This window comes from Rhizobium sp. NLR22b, assembly GCF_019685295.1.
GTDB lineage: Bacteria > Pseudomonadota > Alphaproteobacteria > Rhizobiales > Rhizobiaceae > Rhizobium.
Map to the genome: position 1 here is coordinate 70,243 of NZ_JABDWM010000004.1, position 18,167 is coordinate 88,409.

The 18,167-nt window shown below is 61.5% G+C and carries 17 protein-coding genes; 14 read left to right on the forward strand and 3 right to left on the reverse strand.

The window, feature by feature from the left end:
* Positions 1-33 precede the first annotated feature (33 nt).
* The 4 genes from HJC00_RS08415 to HJC00_RS08430 all read left to right on the forward strand — a co-directional run bounded on the left by HJC00_RS08415 (position 34) and on the right by HJC00_RS08430 (position 4,858).
* Positions 34-741, forward strand: coding sequence for an ABC transporter ATP-binding protein (locus HJC00_RS08415; RefSeq protein ID WP_221163847.1), 708 nt, complete (start codon positions 34-36; stop codon positions 739-741).
* Positions 738-3,281, forward strand: coding sequence for an ABC transporter permease (locus HJC00_RS08420; protein WP_221163848.1), 2,544 nt, complete (start codon positions 738-740; stop codon positions 3,279-3,281). Before HJC00_RS08415 ends, HJC00_RS08420 begins: the two co-directional genes overlap by 4 nt.
* A 181-nt stretch (positions 3,282-3,462) precedes the next feature.
* The gene (locus HJC00_RS08425; protein WP_210632994.1) at positions 3,463-4,191 is read left to right on the forward strand and encodes a Bax inhibitor-1/YccA family protein; all 729 of its coding nucleotides are present in this window, start codon (positions 3,463-3,465) and stop codon (positions 4,189-4,191) included.
* 109 nt (positions 4,192-4,300) lie between these two features.
* On the forward strand, positions 4,301-4,858 hold the full coding sequence (locus HJC00_RS08430; protein ID WP_221146096.1) for a GNAT family N-acetyltransferase: 558 nt from the start codon (positions 4,301-4,303) through the stop codon (positions 4,856-4,858).
* Positions 4,859-4,864: 6 nt separating this feature from the next.
* Here HJC00_RS08430 and HJC00_RS08435 read toward each other — a convergent pair whose 3' ends face one another.
* The 3 genes from HJC00_RS08435 to acnA all read right to left on the reverse strand — a co-directional run bounded on the left by HJC00_RS08435 (position 4,865) and on the right by acnA (position 9,357).
* The gene (locus HJC00_RS08435) at positions 4,865-5,266 is read right to left on the reverse strand and encodes a DUF2794 domain-containing protein (RefSeq protein WP_064805507.1); all 402 of its coding nucleotides are present in this window, start codon (positions 5,264-5,266) and stop codon (positions 4,865-4,867) included.
* Positions 5,267-5,579: 313 nt separating this feature from the next.
* Positions 5,580-6,320: a thioredoxin family protein gene (locus HJC00_RS08440; RefSeq protein ID WP_221154749.1), complete on the reverse strand. Its 741-nt coding sequence runs from the start codon at positions 6,318-6,320 to the stop codon at positions 5,580-5,582.
* 346 nt (positions 6,321-6,666) lie between these two features.
* The gene (acnA, locus tag HJC00_RS08445; protein ID WP_221154751.1) at positions 6,667-9,357 is read right to left on the reverse strand and encodes an aconitate hydratase AcnA; all 2,691 of its coding nucleotides are present in this window, start codon (positions 9,355-9,357) and stop codon (positions 6,667-6,669) included.
* Between the two features lie 261 nt (positions 9,358-9,618).
* On the opposite strand from acnA, the gene ccmA reads away from it, so the two are divergent.
* From ccmA to HJC00_RS08495, 10 genes are all read left to right on the forward strand, one after another.
* Complete coding sequence (ccmA, locus tag HJC00_RS08450; RefSeq protein WP_221154753.1) at positions 9,619-10,263, forward strand: heme ABC exporter ATP-binding protein CcmA; 645 nt, start codon at positions 9,619-9,621, stop codon at positions 10,261-10,263.
* Positions 10,260-10,919 carry a heme exporter protein CcmB gene (gene ccmB, locus HJC00_RS08455; RefSeq protein ID WP_210632999.1) on the forward strand — a complete coding sequence of 220 codons (660 nt, stop codon included), beginning with the start codon at positions 10,260-10,262 and terminating at the stop codon, positions 10,917-10,919. The genes ccmA and ccmB overlap by 4 nt, the downstream gene beginning before the upstream one ends.
* Before the next feature lie 47 nt (positions 10,920-10,966).
* Complete coding sequence (locus tag HJC00_RS08460; protein WP_221154754.1) at positions 10,967-11,728, forward strand: heme ABC transporter permease; 762 nt, start codon at positions 10,967-10,969, stop codon at positions 11,726-11,728.
* A gap of 3 nt (positions 11,729-11,731) precedes the next feature.
* Positions 11,732-11,899 (forward strand): heme exporter protein CcmD, encoded by a 168-nt coding sequence (ccmD, locus tag HJC00_RS08465; RefSeq protein ID WP_221146102.1) that lies wholly within the window; start codon positions 11,732-11,734, stop codon positions 11,897-11,899.
* Positions 11,896-12,504: a DsbE family thiol:disulfide interchange protein gene (locus HJC00_RS08470; RefSeq protein ID WP_221154757.1), complete on the forward strand. Its 609-nt coding sequence runs from the start codon at positions 11,896-11,898 to the stop codon at positions 12,502-12,504. Before ccmD ends, HJC00_RS08470 begins: the two co-directional genes overlap by 4 nt.
* A gap of 250 nt (positions 12,505-12,754) precedes the next feature.
* Positions 12,755-13,069 carry a helix-turn-helix domain-containing protein gene (locus HJC00_RS08475; protein ID WP_405047659.1) on the forward strand — a complete coding sequence of 105 codons (315 nt, stop codon included), beginning with the start codon at positions 12,755-12,757 and terminating at the stop codon, positions 13,067-13,069.
* The gene (gene hyfB / locus HJC00_RS08480) at positions 13,066-15,087 is read left to right on the forward strand and encodes a hydrogenase 4 subunit B (RefSeq protein ID WP_221163849.1); all 2,022 of its coding nucleotides are present in this window, start codon (positions 13,066-13,068) and stop codon (positions 15,085-15,087) included. The genes HJC00_RS08475 and hyfB overlap by 4 nt, the downstream gene beginning before the upstream one ends.
* On the forward strand, positions 15,078-16,034 hold the full coding sequence (locus HJC00_RS08485; protein ID WP_210633004.1) for a respiratory chain complex I subunit 1 family protein: 957 nt from the start codon (positions 15,078-15,080) through the stop codon (positions 16,032-16,034). Before hyfB ends, HJC00_RS08485 begins: the two co-directional genes overlap by 10 nt.
* Entirely contained in the window at positions 16,034-16,699 is a 666-nt protein-coding gene (locus HJC00_RS08490; protein ID WP_221146108.1) for a hydrogenase-4 component E, read from the forward strand. Before HJC00_RS08485 ends, HJC00_RS08490 begins: the two co-directional genes overlap by 1 nt.
* Positions 16,696-18,159, forward strand: coding sequence for a hydrogenase 4 subunit F (locus HJC00_RS08495; RefSeq protein ID WP_221163850.1), 1,464 nt, complete (start codon positions 16,696-16,698; stop codon positions 18,157-18,159). Before HJC00_RS08490 ends, HJC00_RS08495 begins: the two co-directional genes overlap by 4 nt.
* Positions 18,160-18,167 lie beyond the last annotated feature (8 nt).

An 18,167-nucleotide genomic window follows, 5' to 3' on the forward strand; every position in this document is an offset into this window, starting at 1 on the left:
ATTGCGTTAGAGATTAATATAGGTCGATTTCTGTTGGCAAAAACCATCATCGAGTTGAAGGGCGCCGATCTCACCCTTGGCAGTGCGGCCGCCTCCGTCCATGTTCTGAAGGGCATCGATCTCGGTATCGCTGCCGGCGAATCCGTTGGCATCGTCGGACCTTCCGGTTCCGGCAAATCCACCCTGCTGATGGTGCTTGCCGGACTGGAAAAGCTCGACAGCGGCGAAATCAATATCAACGACACGCCGCTCCATGCCCTGAGTGAGGATGAGGTCGCCGATTTCCGCGGCCGCAACATCGGCATCGTCTTCCAGTCCTTCCACCTGATCGCCAACATGACGGCGCTGGAAAACGTCGCGGTGCCGCTGGAGCTCGCCAATATCAGCAACGCCTTCGAAATCGCCCATCGCGAACTGAGTTCGGTCGGCCTCGGCGAACGGCTGAACCACTATCCCGGCCAGCTTTCCGGCGGCGAGCAGCAGCGCGTGGCGATTGCCAGAGCGCTCGCTCCCTCGCCCGCCTTGCTGATCGCCGACGAGCCCACAGGCAATCTCGATACCGAAACGGGCCGACAGATCGCCGACCTTCTCTTCGCCAAACAGGCCGAACGCGGCATGACCCTGCTTCTCGTCACCCACGACGTCTCGCTTGCAAACCGCTGCTCGCGCCAGATCCGCGTCCGTTCCGGCAGGATCGAGGGCGACAGCGCCGCCCGCCGCAGCGAGGCGGCAATCGCATGAGCACGGTCACGCCACGCGTCGCGCTCGCTTTTCGCCTGGCGCTCCGCGAGCTGCGCGGTGGCATTCGCGGCTTCTACATCTTCCTGGCGTGCATCGCGCTCGGCACCGGTGCGATCGCCGCCGTCAATTCCGTTTCGCAGTCGATCACTGACACGATCGCCTCGCAAGGGCAGGAGCTGCTGGCGGGCGACGTCCGCTTCGAGCTCAACAATCGCCAGGCGACATCTCAGGAAATGAGCTTCCTTCAGGGCCTGGGAACCATTTCGGTTTCAACCGGCCTTCGCTCGATGGCCCGCAAGCCCGACGGTTCCGACCAGGCGCTGGTCGAGGTCAAGGCCGTCGACGACGCCTATCCGCTCTACGGCAGGTTCGTCGCCGAACCGGACTATCCGCTTGCAGCCCTGCTCTCCAGCCAAGGGGGCACCTATGGCGCGGTCGCCGCCCCGCTGCTTCTCGATCGGCTAGGCCTTGCGGTCGGCGACGAATTGCTGCTCGGCAATGTCAAGCTCAGCATTACCGGCACGGTGAAGACCGAGCCCGACGCGCTGTCGGAAGGCTTCGGTTTTGCGCCGCGTCTGCTCGTCAGCCGCCAGGCGCTCGAAGCGTCGGGGCTGATCCAGACCGGAAGTCTGGTCGAACACGCCTATAAGATCCGGTTGGAAGATAAGGGCGCCATGTCGGGCATCCAGGCCCGCGCCTCCAAGGAGTTTCCCTCCGCCGGCTGGGCGATCCGTACCAGTGATCGCGCAGCACCCTCCCTCACCGAAAATATCACCCGTTTCTCGCAATTCCTGACGCTGGTCGGCCTCACCGCGCTGATCGTCGGCGGCGTCGGCGTCGCCAATGCCGTGCGTGCTTTCCTCGATTCCAAGCGCACCACCATCGCCACCTTCAAATGCCTCGGCGCTCCAGCCGCCGTCGTCGTTCTGATCTATCTCTTTCAGATCGCCATCATCGCCCTTGGCGGCATCTTGGCCGGCCTCGTCATCGGCGCCCTGTCGCCGATCTTTGCGGCACAGTTCCTGGCGCAATTCCTGCCGGTCTCAACCGCGCCGACCCTCTATCCCGGCGCCCTGCTGCTCGCGACGCTGTTCGGCATCCTGACGACGCTCGCCTTCGCCATTCTGCCGCTTGGTCATGCCCGCGAAGTGCCGGCAACGGCGCTCTTCCGAGAGCAGGGCTTCGAAGCCCGCCGGCTGCCGTCCTGGCCTTATATCCTGCTTGCCGCCGTCTTCATGGCGGCCCTTGCCAGCCTTGCCATCCTCACCGCCTATGATCGTTTTATCGCCGTCGTCTTCGTCGGCGCAATCATCTTCGCCTTCGTCGTCCTGCGCCTCGTCGCCGCCTTGATCGCCTGGCTCGCGCGCCGCAGCCCGCGCGTTCACTCGCCGGCGCTCAGGCTCGCGATTGGCAACATCCACCGCCCCGGAGCGCTGACGCCCTCGGTCGTCCTCTCGCTCGGCCTCGGCCTGGCATTGCTGGTGACCCTGACCTTGATCGACGGCAACCTGCGCCAGCAGCTGACCAGCCGCATGAACGAGGGGGCACCCAACTTCTTCTTCGTCGATATCCAGAGTGCCGAGGTCGATGCCTTCCGCAATCTCGTCCAGGCGCAAGCGCCAAGGGGCAAGCTGATGGAGGTGCCGATGCTGCGCGGCCGGATCGTCGCCTTCAATGGTGAGGATGTCACCAAGATGAATGTGCCGGCCGCCGGCCGCTGGGTGCTGAACGGCGATCGCGGCATCACCTACGCCGACACGCTGCCCGAAAATGCCGCGCTCGCCGAAGGCAGCTGGTGGGACAAGGATTACAGCGGCGAGCCGCTCGTCTCCTTCTCCTCGGAAGAAGCGCATGAACTCGGCCTCAAGATCGGCGATACCGTCACCGTCAACGTGCTCGGCCGCAACATCACTGCAAAGATCGCCAATCTGCGCCGTGTCGAGTGGGAATCGCTGTCGATCAATTTCGTCATGGTCTTCTCGCCGAACACGTTCCGCGGCGCCCCGCATGCCTGGCTGGCGACGCTAACCGATCCCTCCTCAACACCGGCCGAAGATGCTGCCATCCTGAAATCCGTCACCCACACCTATCCGACGATCACCAGCGTGCGCGTCAAGGATGCGATCGATATCGTCAACCAGCTCGTCGCCCAGCTTGCGACAGCGATCCGCGCCGCCGCATCGGTGGCGCTCGTCGCCTCTATTCTTGTCCTTGCCGGGGCGCTCGCCGCCGGCAACAGGGCGCGCACTCACGACGCGGTGGTGCTGAAGACGCTCGGCGCCACGCGCGCTATGCTGATTCGCGCCTTCAGCTACGAATATCTGATCCTCGGGCTGGCCACCGCGATCTTCGCACTCTTTGCCGGCGGTATCGCCGCCTGGTTCATCGTCGCCCGCATCATGCGACTGCCGTCTGCCTTCCTGCCCGATGTGGCGGGACTGACGCTCGTCACCGCGCTCGTGCTCACCGTCGGCATCGGCCTCATCGGCACCTGGCGCATCCTCGGGCAGAAGGCCGCACCGGTGCTGCGTGAGCTTTAGACGGATAGCACGGTCGACACGACTTCACGTTACGGCGATTTAACCGGCCGCGCCTTTGCAAGCCCCTTGTTTGCAAAGGGCGAAAGCCTCATATTGTCTGCAGGCATGCTGGAGCTCCGCAGCGGCGCCCGGGTCGAAAACCCCGACACCGTATCTCCTTCGGAGCTTGTAAGAGGAAACTATGGCTGATCTTCGTAACTATCAAAGCCGCGTCCAGACCGGCGAGATGATTGATCAAGGCCTGCGCGCATATATGCTCAAGGTCTACAATCTGATGGCGCTGGGCCTGGCGATCACCGGCGTGGCAGCATATCTCGGATTCAACTTCGCGGTCCAGGACGGCCAGCTCACCCAGTTTGGCGCGCTTCTGTTCCAGTCGCCGTTGCGCTGGGTCGTGATCCTTGCCCCCCTTGCGGTCGTCTTCTTCCTGAGCTTCCGCATTCATCAGATGAGCGTGTCCGCCGCCCAGACCACCTTCTGGATCTACGCCGCCTTGGTAGGGCTGTCGCTCTCGTCGGTCTTCCTGGTCTATACAGGCCAGAGCGTCGTTCAGACCTTCTTCGTCACCGCCGCCTCCTTCGGCGCGCTGTCTCTTTACGGCTATACGGCGAAGCGTGACCTGTCGGCGATGGGTTCGTTCCTGATCATGGGTCTCTTCGGCCTGATCATCGCCTCGCTCGTCAACATCTTCCTGGCTTCATCCGCGCTGCAGTTCGCGATCTCGGTGATCGGCGTGCTGATCTTCGCAGGTCTCACCGCCTACGACACGCAGCGGATCAAGGAACTCTACTATGAAGCGGATGACGTCGCTGTTGCCGGTCGCAAGGCGATCATGGGCGCACTGACGCTATACCTCGACTTCCTCAACCTGTTCATGTTCCTGCTGCAGTTCATGGGTAACCGCAGATAACAGGCGCATTGATAGATCGAAAAGGCGGCTTCGGCCGCCTTTTTTGTTGCACCGGTTTCTCAGGGGTGGTTTTAGAGGAGCCTGCTCCTTCCGACGGACCTGCCGCCCGATGTCCTTCCTCCTGCGCGACGCCTCCCAAACCGACATCACCGCCATTACGGAGATCTATCGCGACTCGGTCCTCAATGGCGTTGCAAGCTACGAGATTGCGCCGCCCTCCGAGGCCGAAATGGCCCAGCGGTTTTCCGTGATCGTCAGCCAGCAATATCCCTATATCGCCGCAACCGATGCTGACGGGAAACTCCTGGGCTACGCTTATGCGTCAGCCTTCCGCACCCGCCCTGCCTATCGCTGGATGGTGGAGGATTCGATCTACCTGGCACCCGAAGCCCGCGGCCGCGGCATCGGCAAGGCACTGATCGCCGAGCTGATCGACCGCTGCACCGGGCTTGGCTTTCGTCAGATGGTAGCCGTCATCGGCGGCGCGAGCCCGGCCTCGATCGCGCTTCATCTGAAGGCAGGTTTTGTGGAGGTCGGACTGATGAAGGGTACCGGCTACAAGCACGGCCGCTGGCTGGACACGATGCTCATGCAGCGCAGCCTCGGCGAGGGCATGAGGACCGATCCGGATCCCTCCATTTATCCCGGTACGCTGTTTGCGGGCTGATGAGAATTATTTATCGACAAGCTTCAAGGCCTTGTCGAACACCTTGAGGACCTGATTCAGCTCGTGCCCGCGCTTCAGGATCATGCCGTTGACGTTGATGACAGAATAGGCGCCCTGCTTGGCGGCAAGCTTCGGGTTCTTTTCGATCCGGAAGAGCGGCATCTCGCCGGAGCGCTTGAAGACGGAAAAGACTGCTCTGTCCTTCAGATGGTCGATGGCATAATCGCGCCATTCCCCCTCGCCGACCATGCGGCCGTAGATCCAGAGGATCGCGTCCAGCTCGCGCCGGTGGAAGGTCACCGGAAGCGGGTCCTTGCTTTGCTTGTACTCCCTGAGATCGACGACGACCGAGGAACTATTGTCGACGGAGCGGCTTTCGCCGTGTCGCAAATCCGGCTGATCTGTCATCAGGTCTCCAAGGCCTCCGCTTGTGACAGGAGAGTGACAGTTTGCCCGAGCCGCCGCAAATTGCAAGAGCGCGGCCCCTCACATTCGGCCTACGGCAGCGCCGCACGTCCAGACACCTTTCGCTGGGGACGAAGCAGTGCTTTCTCCCCAGCGCCGCATTTCAGTCAAAACAGCGCCTCATTTGCAGGGGATTTATGCATCCCGGTTTGGCGCCAGCGCGCCAAAGGGCCCGGCGGAGCGTATCGACCTTAACCCCAGCCCCGAATACGCTCGGCCGGGCCGCCCGGCATTTCACCCGTAATCGGTTGAAATATCAGATATTTTTTCCCGCCATTACCACGGTCGCCCCGAGAATCGCTGCCGGATCGCCGTCGGCCGTTGCCGACTGCAGCAGAATCGCGCAGCCCTCGAGCTGCGGCCGCTGCAGGACGCTCGCCGGCAGCGTCAGACTGGTCGCCTTGCCGTCCCACATGCCTACGGTTTCGACATTGGTGACGCTGTGCAGATAGGAGATCTTCTTGCCGCTGTTTTCGCCTTTTTCGACGTCGATCGTCTTTTCCTTGTCGAAATAGACCATCACGACATTGGCCTTTCCCTGCCCTGCGCCGATTTTGATCTCCAGCTCGTCGCCGCGCATTGCCGCGCTGACGGGGATGGTCAGCCCGTTGCCTTCGCTGCTGTAGGTGTCGATCTTGCTGTTGATGCCGGTGAGATCGGCGCCGGCCAAATGGCCACGGCCATTGACGATCGCCTGCGGCGTATAGACGTTGCTGCGACCCATCGTCCTGGCATAGCCGTACTGCCGCTCGGTATTTTCCTTCGAGCTCAGCGTGTCGGCCCAGCCGAGATAATTCCAGTAGTCGATGTGATAGGCGAGCGCGATGACATCGCCCTGGTTCACCAGCTTGCGAAAGGCGGCATCAGCGGGAGGACAGGAGGAGCAGCCCTGCGACGTGAAAAGCTCGACGACGCCTTTGGGCTTGCCGTCTTCGGCCTGCAGCGAGCCTGAAAAAGCGATGCCGACGATCAGCGGAATCAAGAAACGGGGGGACATTCACCTGCACCTCTTTTTCAGCGCCGGCGGCGTTTGGAACTGAAGGCTCTGAGATATGAACGTACGAATAATCCTTCCGGGTCCAAACGAAAAATCACGAACGGGTGAGACCCTAGCTCGGCCGGAACGCAGCTGAAACAAATCATCGTGAGCCCCCGGCAAAGACTCTTGCAGCAAAGAAAAAGCCGCCGGAAACGCTCTCCGGCGGCCATTATCAATCCACTCTCCTAGACCCGGGTGATTTTAGGCCGACCGGCCTAAAATCTGAATCCGGATCTACATCAAAGAAGAAGAGCATGATGTCGTCCGAAAACCGCTCACACTTTTCGGCATCATGCCCTGAAAATCAGGCAGCGAGATCACGCAGGACCGTCTGCAGAATGCCGCCATTGTTGAGGTAGATCACCTCGTCGAGCGTATCGACACGCGACAGCAGCGGAACTTCCTTCACAGTGCCGTCGCCATAGGTAATCTTGGCGATCTTCCTCTCGCGCGGCTTGATCTTGTCCAGCCCCTCGATGGTGACGAGCTCATCACCCTTGAGGCCGAGGCTCTGCCAGGTCGTGCCCTCTTCGAAGACGAAGGGGATGACGCCCATGCCGACCAGGTTCGAGCGATGGATGCGCTCGAAGCTCTGGGCGATGACAGCCTTGACGCCGAGCAGGTTGGTGCCCTTGGCAGCCCAGTCGCGCGAGGAGCCGTTGCCGTATTCGACACCGGCGAAGATGACGAGCGGAACGCCTTCGGCCTTGTACTGCATGGCGGCGTCGTAGATCGAAGTCTCTTCCTTCGACGGGTAGTGGATGGTGTAGCCGCCTTCCTTGCCGTTCGGGCCGAGCATATGGTTGCGGATGCGGATATTGGCAAAGGTGCCGCGCATCATCACCTCATGGTTGCCGCGCCGCGTGCCGTACTGGTTGAAGTCGGCAACCGCGACGTCATGGCCGATGAGGTAGGCGCCGGCCGGCGATGCCGCCTTGATCGAGCCGGCCGGAGAGATGTGGTCGGTGGTGATCTTGTCACCGAACAGGCCGAGGACGCGGGCGCCCTTGATGTCGGCAACGCCGGTGCCCTTCTTGCCCATGCCGACGAAGTAGGGTGGGTTCTGGACATAGGTCGAGTTGTCGTCCCAGGCATAGGTCTGGCCCGGCGGAACCTGAACCGCCTGCCAGTTGATGTCGCCCTTGAAGACATCGGCATATTTGCTTTCGTAGAGTTCGCGGGTGACGTATTTCTGGATGAACTCCTGCACCTCGTGCGAGGTCGGCCAGATATCCTTGAGGTAGACGGGCTTGCCGTTCTGGTCTTCGCCGATCGGCTCCTTGGTCAGGTCCTTCTGCACCGTGCCGGCGAGAGCGTAGGCGACGACAAGCGGTGGCGAAGCAAGATAGTTCGCCTGGACGTCGGGCGAGATGCGGCCTTCGAAGTTGCGGTTGCCGGAGAGCACGCCGGAAACGATCAGACCCTTGTCGTTGATCGTCTTCGAGATCGGCGCCGGCAGCGGGCCGGAATTGCCGATGCAGGTGGTGCAGCCGAAGCCGACGAGATTGAAGCCGAGCTTGTCGAGATCGGCCTGCAGACCTGACTTGGCGAGATATTCACCGACCACCTGCGATCCCGGAGCCAGCGAGGTCTTGACCCACGGCTTGGTCTTCAGTCCCTTGGCAACGGCGTTGCGGGCGAGAAGGCCGGCCGCGATCAGCACCGACGGGTTGGAGGTGTTGGTGCAGGAGGTGATGGCGGCAATCGCGACGTCGCCGTGGCCGAGATCGAAATCGGTGCCTTCGACCGCATAGCGGTTGGCAAGCTGGCCGGGCTTCTTGTAGTCGGCATCCATCGAGCCGGCAAAGCCGGAAGCGATGTTTTCAAGCGCGATGCGGCCTTCCGGACGCTTCGGGCCGGCCATCGACGGCACGACGTCGCCGAGGTCGAGTTCCAGCGTGTCGGTGAAGACGAGGTCGGAACCGTCGCCTTCGCGCCACATGCCCTGGGCCTTCGAATAGGCTTCGACGAGGGCGATGCGGTCATGCGTGCGGCCGGACATGGTGAGGTAGTTGATGGTTTCGCCGTCAACCGGGAAGAAGCCGCAGGTGGCGCCGTATTCCGGACCCATGTTGCCGATTGTCGCGCGGTCAGCGAGCGGCATGTTGTCCATGCCGGGGCCGAAGAATTCGACGAACTTGGAAACGACGCCCTTCTTGCGCAGCATCTGCACGACGGTCAGAACGAGGTCGGTCGCGGTGACGCCTTCCTTGAGCTTGCCGGTCAGCTTGAAGCCGATGACTTCAGGCAGGAGCATCGAAACCGGCTGGCCGAGCATGGCGGCTTCAGCCTCGATACCGCCCACACCCCAGCCGAGAACGCCGAGACCATTGATCATCGTCGTGTGGCTGTCGGTGCCGACACAGGTATCGGGATAGGCGATCGTCTCGCCGTCCTCTTCCTTGGTCCAGACGGTCTGGCCGAGATATTCGAGATTGACCTGGTGACAGATGCCGGTGCCCGGAGGAACGACGCGGAAATTCTTGAATGCCTGCTGGCCCCACTTCAGGAAGCGGTAGCGCTCGCCGTTGCGCTGATATTCCAGCTCGACATTCTTGGCGAAAGCCTGCGGCGTGCCGAACTCGTCGACGATGACGGAGTGGTCGATGACGAGGTCGACAGGAACAAGCGGATTGATCTTCTCGGGATCGCCGCCGAGCGACACCATCGCGTCGCGCATCGCGGCAAGATCGACGACGGCGGGAACGCCGGTGAAGTCCTGCATTAGCACGCGCGCCGGGCGATAGGCGATTTCGTTTTCGACAGCGCCCTTGTTGTTCAGCCACGCGGCGACGGCGAGGATGTGCTCCTTGGTCACCGACTGGCCGTCTTCGAAGCGCAGCAGATTTTCGAGCAGCACCTTCATCGAATAGGGAAGCTTCGATACGCCGGCCAGACCGTTTGCCTCAGCCTTGGGCAGGCTGTAATAGACATAGTCCTTTCCACCAACGGAAAGCGTGGAACGACAATTGAAACTGTCAAGAGATTTAGACACGAGAAACCCCGTTCTGATAGCCAACACAGTCGTGCGAACGCCTATGCACTTAATGCACATCAGGATGCGGGTACGGCCATTTCCGCTGTCCGCACGTGGAGCAGATGCTCCAAGTTCGGCGCAAGGATGAAATTCACGCCGACCGCTGGCGTGGTTGCCGGTCTTATAGATAATTTCCTAAAAACTTGCCATACCCGAGCACTGCCAAAACCAGACATTTTTTGAGCCTTCCGAAAGCCGCAACGAAGAAAGAGCAGACGCATGCAACTCACCGCCGAAAATCTGGCTGCAAGGCGCGGTGAGGATCTCATTTTCGTAAACATTTCCTTTCACTTGACGGCCGGAGAAGCCCTCGTTCTGACCGGCAAAAATGGATCGGGAAAATCCACTTTGCTGCGCGTTGCCGCCGGTCTTCTTAAGCCCGAAAAGGGAACTGTCATCTTCCGCGATAAAGAGAGCCCGCAAGGCCGCCATCCGGGCGAGGCCAGCCATTACCTCGGCCATCGAAATGCGATGAAGAATGAACTTACGGTTGCAGAGAATTTGGAATTCTGGCAGTCCTTCCTCAGCAGCCCGGGCGCCGCCGGCCTCCCTGTCGATGACGCCGCCGAAGCCGTCGGCCTCTTAGGGATCACCCACCTTCCCTTCGGCTATCTCTCCGCCGGCCAGCAACGCCGCTTCGCCTTCGCCAAGCTGCTCGTCGCCCACCGCCCCATCTGGATCCTCGACGAGCCCACCGCGGCCCTCGACGCCAGCGCCGACCGGCTGTTTGCCGGATTGATCGAAGCGCATCTGGCAAAAGGCGGCATCGTGCTGGCGGCAACTCATCAGCCACTGGGGCTCCAGAATGTGCAGGAATTGAAGATGACGGGCTTTGCCGGCGTGGATCAGGGAGTGTGGGGATGACCACCCTCTTTCTCCGCGACCTGAAACTTTCCATCCGCGCCGGCGGCGGCGCGCTGATCGGCGTGCTGTTCTTCCTGACCATTGTCGCCGTCATCCCCTTCGGCGTCGGACCCGATCTCAAGCTGCTCTCGCGCATCGGCCCCGCCATTGTCTGGATCGGCGCGCTGCTTGCCGCCCTTCTCGGCCTCGACCGGCTGTTCCAGGCCGAGCGCGACGATGGGTCGCTCGACCTGATGCTGATGCAGGAAACGCCACTTGTGCTCACCGTGCTCCTCAAATGCTTCGCCCACTGGACCGCGACCAGCCTGCCGCTGGTCATCGCTTCGCCGCTGCTCGGCCTGTTCATGAACATGGACGAGACGGCGATCGGCGCCACCATGCTGACGCTCTTCGTCGGATCGCCGGCGATCACCTTCATTGGCGCCGTCGGGGCTGCCGTCGCCGTTGCCCTGCCCCGCGGCGGTCTGCTGGTCTCGATCCTCGTATTGCCTTTGACGATCCCCGTGCTGATCTTCGGTGTCAGCGCCACCTATGCCGCGGTCGAGGATCCTGCGCCATTCCTGCCGCCCTTCCTCATATTGATCGCACTGACGCTGTTCTTTGCGGTCATCGGCCCCGCCGCCGCCGCCTTGGCGCTGCGAAACACGTCGGATTGAATGCCTTTCGATTGCGGGAAAAGCCGGATCAAGGTAAGGAAGCGCTCATGAGCCAAACCAGCCTTGCCATCAGCAAAATCAGCGATCTCGCCAACCCGACGCGGTTTCTGGCGCTGGCCGCGCGCATCATTCCCTGGATGGCCAGCATTACCGTTCTCTGTTTTGCGGTCGGTCTTTATCTGAGCTTCGCGACCGAAGGCGATTACCAGCAGGGCGAGACGGTGCGCATCATGTATATCCATGTGCCCGCCGCGTGGCTGTCGATGATGTGCTATACGATCATGAGCTTCTCGGCGATCGGCACGCTGGTGTGGCGCCACCCGCTCGCTGATGTTTCCGCCAAGGCCGCAGCCCCGCTCGGCGCCGCCTTTACGCTGCTGGCGCTCATCACCGGCTCGCTCTGGGGCAAGCCGATGTGGGGCACCTGGTGGGTCTGGGATGCCAGACTGACCTCTGTCTTCATCCTCTTTCTGATGTATCTCGGCCTCATTGCGCTGAGCCGCGCCATCGACGATCCCTCGAGGGCCGCACGCGTCTCCGCCGTGCTGATCCTCGTGGGCTTCGTCAACATCCCGATCATCAAGTTTTCCGTCGACTGGTGGAACACGCTGCATCAGCCGGCAAGCGTGATGCGCCTCGATGGCCCGGCGATCGATCCGGAATTCCTGCGCCCGCTCTTCGTCATGGCGACCGCCTTCACGCTGCTCTTCTTCACCCTGCACCTCATGGCCATGAGAAACGAGATCTGGCGCCGCCGCGTCGCCGCCCAGCGCCGTCTCGCCGCCCGCATGGCCAGCCGGGAGGAATAGGCCGTGACGCACGCCTTCTATGTCTATGCATCCTATGGCATCGCCGCATTGGTGACACTCGCCGTCATCCTGTGGACCTGGGCCGACGGCCGGGCGCGCCGCCGCGAGCTTGCGAGCCTCGAAGCCGCCGGTATCCGCCGCCGCTCGGCGCGGCCAAAGGATGGCGAATGACCGAGACGCCCGACACCAAAACTGCCAAGCCCCGAGGACTTGGCCGCTACGCCCTGGCGCTTCTGCCGCTGATCGTGTTCGGCGGCATTGCGGCGACGGCCGCGAAGATGCTCTATGACCAGGATTTCCACGGCAAAAACATCGCCGAAATCCCGTCCGCCCTGATCGGCACCAAGGCGCCGTCGCTGAACCTTCCGCCACTCGACGGCGCCAACCTGCCAGCGCTGACCGACGCCGCGATCAAAGACAAGCTGACGCTTGTCAACGTCTTCGCCTCCTGGTGCATCCCCTGCCGCGACGAACACCCTATTCTCAAGGAACTCGCCAAAGACGGCCGGCTGAACATCGTCGCCATCAATTACAAGGACAAGAATGAGAACGCCCTGCGCTTTCTTGGCGAACTCGGCAATCCCTATCAAGCGATCGGCATCGATCCAAACGGCAAGGCGGCGATCGACTGGGGCGTCTACGGCATCCCGGAAAGTTACCTCGTCAGCGCCGACGGCACCATCCTCTACAAGCGCGTCGGCCCCTTCGACGACATCAGCCTGAAGGAAGGCCTGTATCCGGCGATGGAAAAGGCGCTGGGCAAGCCGGCTTCGTAAGTTTCTCCCTACGAACATACGATTAGCTGTCGATTACGCCCGCCGAGGGCGATGCCTCCAGCCCCGCGCCTCCAGATGATCATTGATCCGGCTCCACGGACCGGCCGCACGCCGTTCACCGCGATCAATCTTTTCGCGATGGTTCATATCAAAACCTCTGCCTAGACATCAGAATATTGATTTCAGACATCAATAGGCACATCATGGACCTCAACTGTCAGAGTGTGCGCAAGATAAGCGATGTTTAATCGTGATCACTGCAGCTCAGATGCGGGCCGCCAGGGCCATTCTCGGTATCGACCAGCGGCAGTTGGCCGAACTGACGGGAGTTTCGGTTCCGACGATCCAGAGAATGGAGGCGAGTGCCGATGTGGTGCGCGGGAATGTCGACACCCTGATGCGTCTGCTGGCGGCGCTGGACAGTGCAGGTGTCGAGGTGATCAACGAGGGAGCCGTTAGCACGGATGGCGGGCGCGGGGTCAGGCTTAAAGCGAAGACCAAGCCCTCAGAGAGCGCAACCACGGAACGGTTGGCGTCCTTGTCCACAGCGAGGACGAACTCGTGACATCGGTTTCAGTCCTATTGTTATGCGCGGCGGCATTGCTTGGGACGGCGGTTTTGGCGGTACTGCTCACTCATTCGAGCCGGTCGACGCCAGTTGTCTACGGTGTGAGCCTGGCTTTCTCCGCCATCGCCTTTGTCACTGCCCTCGCATATCTTGGCGGAGGGCTTCCTTCCGCCGAAGCATCGTTGCTTGCCCTTCCTATCGGCCTCCCGTGGCTGGGAAGCCATTTCCGGCTCGATGCGCTCGCTGCCTTCTTCATAATCGTCGTCAATCTCGGTAGTGCCCTTTCGGCTCTCTACGCCCTTGGTTACGGCCGTCACGAACATGCGCCGCATCGCGTGCTGCCGTTCTTTCCCGCCTTCCTCTCCGGCATGAACCTGGTGATCCTGGCAGACGATGCCTTCACCTTCCTCATCTCCTGGGAGTTCATGTCGCTTGCTTCCTGGGCGCTGGTGATGGCCCACCATCGCGATGCCGATAACCGGAAGGCCGGCTACGTCTACATCGTCATGGCGAGCGCCGGCTCGCTTGCCCTGTTGCTCGCATTCGGCCTGCTTGCAGGATCTGCCGGCGATTATAGCTTCGCAGCCATGCGGTTATCGGCGCACAGTCCGTTTGTGGCCGGCCTCGCGCTTGTCCTGCTGCTGCTCGGCGCGGGTTCCAAGGCTGGTCTCGTGCCGCTGCATGTCTGGTTGCCGCTGGCGCATCCAGCAGCCCCAAGCCATGTTTCCGCCTTGATGAGCGGCGTCATGACCAAGGTCGCGGTCTATGGTTTCATCCGGGTGGTCTTCGATCTGCTCGGCATGCCGACCTGGTGGTCGGGTATCGTCGTGCTGATCATCGGCAGCGGGAGCGCCGTGCTCGGCATCCTGCAGGCGCTGATGGAGAGCGATCTCAAACGATTGCTCGCCTACAGCACCATCGAAAATATCGGGGTGATCTTCGTCAGCCTCGGGCTGGCGCTTGCCTTCAAGGCGAACGGTATGGGGCTGGCGGCAGCATTAGCGCTGGCTGCCGCGCTATTTCATGTCCTCAACCATTCATTCTTCAAGAGCTTGCTCTTCTTCGGCGCCGGCGCGGTGCTGACGGCGACCGGTGAGCGGAGCATGGACAAGCTCGGCGGCCTTATCCATCGCATGCCGGTCACGAGCGTCGTTTTCCTCGTCGGCTGCGTCGCGATCTCGGCCCTGCCGCCATTCAATGGCTTTGTTTCCGAGTGGCTGTCGTTCCAGGCTATGCTGCAGAGCCCGGTTCTGCCGCAATGGGGCTTGAAGATTCTGGTGCCGGCGGTGGGCGGCATGCTGGCTTTATCGGCTGCCCTGGCGGCTGCCTGTTTCGTCAAGACATTCGGCGTGACCTTTCTCGGTCGTCCTCGCACCATTGTGGCCGAGAAGGCGGTGGAGGTCGATCGCTTCTCGCTCGCGGCGATGTGCGTGCTGGCCGCGCTGTGTCTTCTGGCGGGCATCCTGCCGGGGATCGTCATCGATGCGCTCGCGCCCGTAACGCTGTCGCTGATCGGGGAACAGGTGCCGATGCAGACGGATATTCCATGGCTGTCGATTGTGCCGATCGCCGAGAGCCGCAGTACCTATAATGGTCTTCTGGTATTCCTGTTCACCCTCTTCTCAGCGTCGTCGACGGCCTATCTCATCCACCGTTTCGCCTCGCGGGCGCTGCGCCGGGCGCCCGCCTGGGATTGCGGCTTTCCCGAAATCAACCCGGCGACGCAATACACGGCAGGCAGCTTTGCCCAGCCGGTTCGGCGCGTTTTCGGGACAGTGGTTTTCCGCGTCCGCGAAAGGGTGGACATGCCGCCGCCGGGGGATCTTCGGCCGGCGCGTTTTGCCGTCGAGGCGCATGACCTGATTTGGGAAGGGCTCTACCTGCCGATCGTCGGCGCCGTCGGGTTTGCCGCCGAAAAGCTCAACCATCTGCAATTCCTGACGATCCGGCGCTATCTGAGCCTGGTCTTCCTCGCGCTCGTCTTCCTGCTTCTGGTGCTGGCGCTATGGTCATGATCTCCGCTCTCCTCGTCCAGGCCGTTCAGATGGCGCTCGTCGTGCTGATCGCGCCGCTGCTGACCGGTTTTATCCGTCTGATCAAGGCGCGGTTGCTGCGCCGGCGGGGGCCCTCCATGATCCAGCCCTACCGCGACATTCTGCGGCTCGTGCGCAAGGAAGTGGTGCTGGCCGAGAATGCGTCATGGCTGTTCCGGATAACGCCCTACCTCATCTTCGCCGCGACCTGGGTCGCGGCTGCAGTCATCCCGACTTTCGCCACTGGCCTCATCTTTAGCTGGACGGCCGATCTGATCGCCATCATCGCACTGCTTGGCAGCGCGCGTTTCTTTCTGGCGCTCGCCGGCATGGACGTCGGCACCAGCTTCGGCGGCATCGGATCGAGCCGCGAAGTGATGATCGCAACGCTGGCAGAACCGTCGATGCTGCTCATCATCTTCACGCTCGCCCTGATCGCCGGCTCGACCCAGCTTTCGAGCATCGCCGCCTTCATGACGTCACCGCAGGTGGGGCTGCGGGTTTCGCTGGCGATCGCCTTGATCGCGCTCGTCATGATCGCAATCGCCGAAAACGCGCGTATTCCCGTTGATAATCCCGCTACCCATCTGGAACTGACCATGGTGCATGAGGCCATGGTGCTCGAATATTCCGGACGGCACCTCGCAATTATCGAATTGGCGGCCTTCCTGAAGCTCGAACTCTACATCTCGTTGATCGCCTGCATGTTCGTTCCGTGGAAACTCGCCGAATTGGGAGAAGGCCCTTCTGCCTATCTGGCTGGCATCCTTGCCTATCTCGCCAAGCTCGCAGTCGGCGGTGCTCTCCTCGCCCTGTTCGAAACGGCAACCGCCAAGATGCGGGTTTTCCGGGTGCCGGAATTTCTTGGCGCCGCGCTGATGCTCGGCCTGCTCGCGACTCTGTTGCGCTTCGTTTCAAGGAGCCTTTGATGAACGGTGCGGTCTTCGATATCGCCCATATGCTCGCCGGCGGCCTGGTCTTGGTCAGCATGATGATGCTCTATCAGGACCGTCTCTACGCATTGCTCAACGTCTTCGCGCTGCATTCGCTGATATTGACGATGTCGGTCGCTTGGCAGGCCTTCGTCCAGGATGCTCCGCATCTCTATGTCACGGCGGCGATCGCTCTCGTCTTCAAGGCAATCGTTATCCCCGTCGTACTCCATCGCATGATCCGCCAACTCGGCATCCACCGCGAGATCGAGGCCGTTGTCGGCATCGGCTCCACCATGCTCGCTGGCATCGCTCTCGTCGCTTTGGCGACGGTTATAATGCTGCGGGTGACGCCGGAGGCGGATCCTTTGGCGCGCGAGGACCTCGCCTTCGCATTATCCGTCCTGCTGCTGGGATTGCTGATCATGGTCACCCGCCGCAACGCGGTCAGTCAGGTCGTGGGCTTCATGTCGCTCGAAAATGGGCTGGTGCTCGCCGCGACCGGCGCCAAGGGCATGCCGCTCGTCGTCGAGATCAGCGTCGCCTTCTCGATCCTGATCGCCTTCATCGTCATCGGCGTTTTTCTGTTTCGCATCCGCGAACGCTTCGACACGGTCGATGTCCGCGCGCTGGATGACTTCAAAGGGAGACGGCGGAAATGAATGCGTTCTCCTCCGTCGTGGCCTTCGATGCCGTGACAGCCGTCCTTGTGATACCGCTCGTTGCGGCTGCCCTCCTGGCGCTTTTGCCCGGTTATCGGATGACCGCACGGCTGAACGTATTTGCAAGCCTGCTGACCTTGCTCGCCGCGCTTTCCTTGTTCCCGGCCGAACGGCCGGCTCCGGGGCAATATCTGCTCGTCGACGATCTCAATATCGTCTTCATCGTCCTCAACAGCTTCGTGGGCTTTACCACCAGCATCTTCAGTGCCAGCTACATTGCGCATGAACTGGATATCGGCCGGCTGACGCCTGCAAACCTTCGTTTCTACCATGCCATGTATCAGATCATGATGTTCGGCATGAATCTGGCATTCGTGTCCAACAATATCGGCCTGATGTGGGTCGCCGTCGAGCTTGCAACGCTCACCACCGTGCTGATGGTCGGCATCTACCGTACCCACGAAGCACTGGAAGCTGCCTGGAAATATTTCATTCTGGGAAGCGTCGGCATCGCGTTTGCGCTCTTCGGCACCATTCTCATCTACCTGGCGGCGCAGCCGGTCGTCGGCGAAGGCTATGACGCCATGGTCTGGACCATTCTGATCGAGCACGCCTCGGCCTTCGATCCGGCGCTTCTCAACGTCGCTTTCGTATTTCTGCTGCTTGGATATGGCACCAAGATCGGTCTCGCGCCATTGCATGCCTGGCTGCCGGATGCCCATGCCGAGGGCCCGACGCCGATCTCGGCGGTCCTATCCGGCTTGCTCCTGAATGTCGCGCTCTATGCGGTCTTGCGCTTCAAGATGCTGTTGTCGGCCAATCCCGAAGCTCTTGCGCCTGGACCGCTGATGATGACGATGGGGCTCGCCTCGCTGATTTTCGCGGCCTTCATGCTCTACCGCCGCCGCGACATCAAACGCCTGTTCGCCTATTCTTCGATCGAGCACATGGGCCTGATCGTCTTTGCTTTCGGCCTCGGCGGACCATTCGCCAATTTCGCCGGACTATTGCATATGGTCATGCATTCGCTGACGAAATCGGCGATCTTCTTCGCCGTCGGCCATATCGCCCAGGTCAAGGGAACGCAAAGGCTCTCCGCCATCCGCGGCCTCAGCGAAACGCATCCGGGGCTGGGCTGGGGCTTGCTGACCGGCGTTGTCGCCATCGCCGGCGTGCCGCCGGCGGGGATATTCATGAGCGAGTTCCTGATCGTCAGTTCAGCTTTCGCAAAGCAACCGCTGCTCGCCATTCCGCTCGTCTTCGGATTGCTGGTCGCTTTCGGTGCACTGCTGCTGCGGCTCACGGGAGCGGTGTTCGGACAGCCCCGCGGCAGCACGGCGCCCGCCGAGGCATCCTATGTGCCGATGTATGCTCATCTCATGCTGGTGCTTGTCGCCGGCGTCTATCTGCCGTCAGAGCTGGTTGCCTGGTTCCAGCATATCGCCAACCTTCTTCGATGATGCGAGGG

Bases quoted from the DNA above. Each gene is read 5' to 3' on its own strand.
- HJC00_RS08470 (WP_221154757.1), top strand. From the start codon at position 11,896: ATGACCGAGACGCCCGACACCAAAACTGCCAAGCCCCGAGGACTTGGC.
- HJC00_RS08440 (WP_221154749.1), bottom strand. From the start codon at position 6,320: ATGTCCCCCCGTTTCTTGATTCCGCTGATCGTCGGCATCGCTTTTTCA.
- HJC00_RS08490 (WP_221146108.1), top strand. From the start codon at position 16,034: ATGAACGGTGCGGTCTTCGATATCGCCCATATGCTCGCCGGCGGCCTG.
- ccmB (WP_210632999.1), top strand. From the start codon at position 10,260: ATGACCACCCTCTTTCTCCGCGACCTGAAACTTTCCATCCGCGCCGGC.
- HJC00_RS08495 (WP_221163850.1), top strand. From the start codon at position 16,696: ATGAATGCGTTCTCCTCCGTCGTGGCCTTCGATGCCGTGACAGCCGTC.
- HJC00_RS08435 (WP_064805507.1), bottom strand. From the start codon at position 5,266: ATGACAGATCAGCCGGATTTGCGACACGGCGAAAGCCGCTCCGTCGAC.
- ccmA (WP_221154753.1), top strand. From the start codon at position 9,619: ATGCAACTCACCGCCGAAAATCTGGCTGCAAGGCGCGGTGAGGATCTC.
- HJC00_RS08460 (WP_221154754.1), top strand. From the start codon at position 10,967: ATGAGCCAAACCAGCCTTGCCATCAGCAAAATCAGCGATCTCGCCAAC.
- HJC00_RS08485 (WP_210633004.1), top strand. From the start codon at position 15,078: ATGGTCATGATCTCCGCTCTCCTCGTCCAGGCCGTTCAGATGGCGCTC.
- HJC00_RS08420 (WP_221163848.1), top strand. From the start codon at position 738: ATGAGCACGGTCACGCCACGCGTCGCGCTCGCTTTTCGCCTGGCGCTC.
- HJC00_RS08430 (WP_221146096.1), top strand. From the start codon at position 4,301: ATGTCCTTCCTCCTGCGCGACGCCTCCCAAACCGACATCACCGCCATT.
- HJC00_RS08425 (WP_210632994.1), top strand. From the start codon at position 3,463: ATGGCTGATCTTCGTAACTATCAAAGCCGCGTCCAGACCGGCGAGATG.